The organism is Actinoallomurus rhizosphaericola (assembly GCF_024055675.1).
Classification (GTDB): Bacteria; Actinomycetota; Actinomycetes; order Streptosporangiales; family Streptosporangiaceae; genus Actinoallomurus; species Actinoallomurus soli.
The window spans coordinates 1-1,625 of record NZ_JAMXMW010000051.1 but is presented as its reverse complement, the minus strand read 5'-3'; the positions used below and the strand labels follow the sequence as shown (position 1 = coordinate 1,625).

2 protein-coding genes are annotated in these 1,625 nt (G+C 68.9%); both read left to right on the top strand.

Annotation, left to right across the window (positions count from 1 at the left end):
* Positions 1 to 808, top strand: an 808-nt coding sequence (locus tag NE234_RS44055; protein ID WP_252787140.1) for a hypothetical protein, incomplete at its 5' end; no start/stop codon positions are given.
* Positions 780 to 1,625, top strand: an 846-nt coding sequence (locus tag NE234_RS44050; protein ID WP_252787139.1) for a hypothetical protein, incomplete at its 3' end; no start/stop codon positions are given. The genes NE234_RS44055 and NE234_RS44050, both read left to right, overlap by 29 nt.

The window sequence follows — 1,625 nt, the reverse complement described above, 5'->3', positions numbered from 1 at the left end:
CGCCGGGGAGCGGGCAGCCGAGCTCATCGGGCGCATGGAACGAGGTCCGCTGACCGGGCACGACCTGCACAACGTTAGTACGGCGGCGCGTGGGGCGGTCTTCGCGGCGATCGAGGAGCAGGCTCCCCACAGCTATGTGACGTGGCGTGAGGGAAGAACCACCATGTACGGCCGGGTGGATGACGTACCGGACGGGACATCGCACTGGTCGATCGTCGAGGGTGCCGACCCCGCCGCCGATGCCGGAGACGCGATGCTCCAGCAGGCCGCCACCCTCAGACGACGTATGGAGCAAGGCCCGCTGACCAGGCACGACCTGCACGTTAGTACGGCGGCGCGTGGGGCGGTCTTCGCGGCGATCGAGGAGCAGGCACCCGGCACGTACGTGACGTGGAGTGAAGGAAGAGCCATCATGTACGGCCGGGTGGATGACGTACCGGACGGGACGTCGTACTGGTCGATCGTCGAGGGTGTCGACCCCGCCGCCGATGCCGGGAACGCGGTGCGTCGGCAGGCCGCCACCCTCATACAGCGCATGGAGCAACGCCCGCTGACCGGGGAGGACCTGCGCGACGTCAATCCGGGGGCGCGTGGGGCGGTCTTCGCGGCGATCGAGGAGCAGGCTCCCGGCAGGTATGTGACGTGGCGTGAGGGAAGAACCGCCAGGTACGGCCGGGTGGATGTCGTACCGGACGGGACACGGTCCTGGTCGATCGTCGACCGACCCGGCCAATGTCGGAGACGCAGTGCTCCGGCAGGCCGACGCCCTCATACAGCGCATGGAGCAACGCCCGCTGACCGGGCATGACCTGCGCCACGTTAGTTCGGGGATGCGGGGGGTGGTCTTCGCGACGATCGAGGCGCAGGCTCCCGGCACGTACGTGACATGGCATGAGGGAAGAACCACCAGGTACGGCCGGGTGGAGGACGTACCGGACGGGACGTCGTACTGGTCGATCGTCGAGGGTGCCGACCCGGCCAATGCCAGAGACGTGGTGCTCCAGCAGGCCGCCACCCTCATACAGCGCATGGAGCAACGCCCGCTGACCGGGCGCGACCTGCGCAACGTCAGTCCGGGGGTACGCGGGGCGGTCTTCGCGGCGATCGAGGAGCAGGCTCCCGGCAGGTATGTGACGTGGCGTGAGGGAAGATTCACCATGTACGGCCGGGTGGAGGACGTACCGGCCGGGACACCGTCCTGGTCGATCGTCGATGCCGACCCGGCCAATGTCGGAGACGCAGTGCTCCGGCAGGCCGACGCCCTCATACAGCGTATGGAGCAACGGCCGCTAACCGGGGAGGACCTGCGCCACGTTAATCCGGGGGTGCGGGGGGTGGTCTTCGCGGCGATCGAGGCGCAGGCTCCCGGCACGTACGTGACGTGGCGTGACGGAAGAAGCACCAGATACGGCCGGGTGGAGGACGTACCGGCCGGGACACGGTACTGGTCGATCGTCGAGGGTGCCGACCCGGCCGATGCCGGGAACGCGGTGCTTCGGCAGGCCGCCACCCTCATACAGCGCATGGAGCAACGCCCGCTGACCGGGCGCGACCTGCGCAACGTCAGTCCGGGGGTGCGGGGGGTGGTCTTCGCGGCGATCGAGGAGCAGGCTCCCCACAGCTAT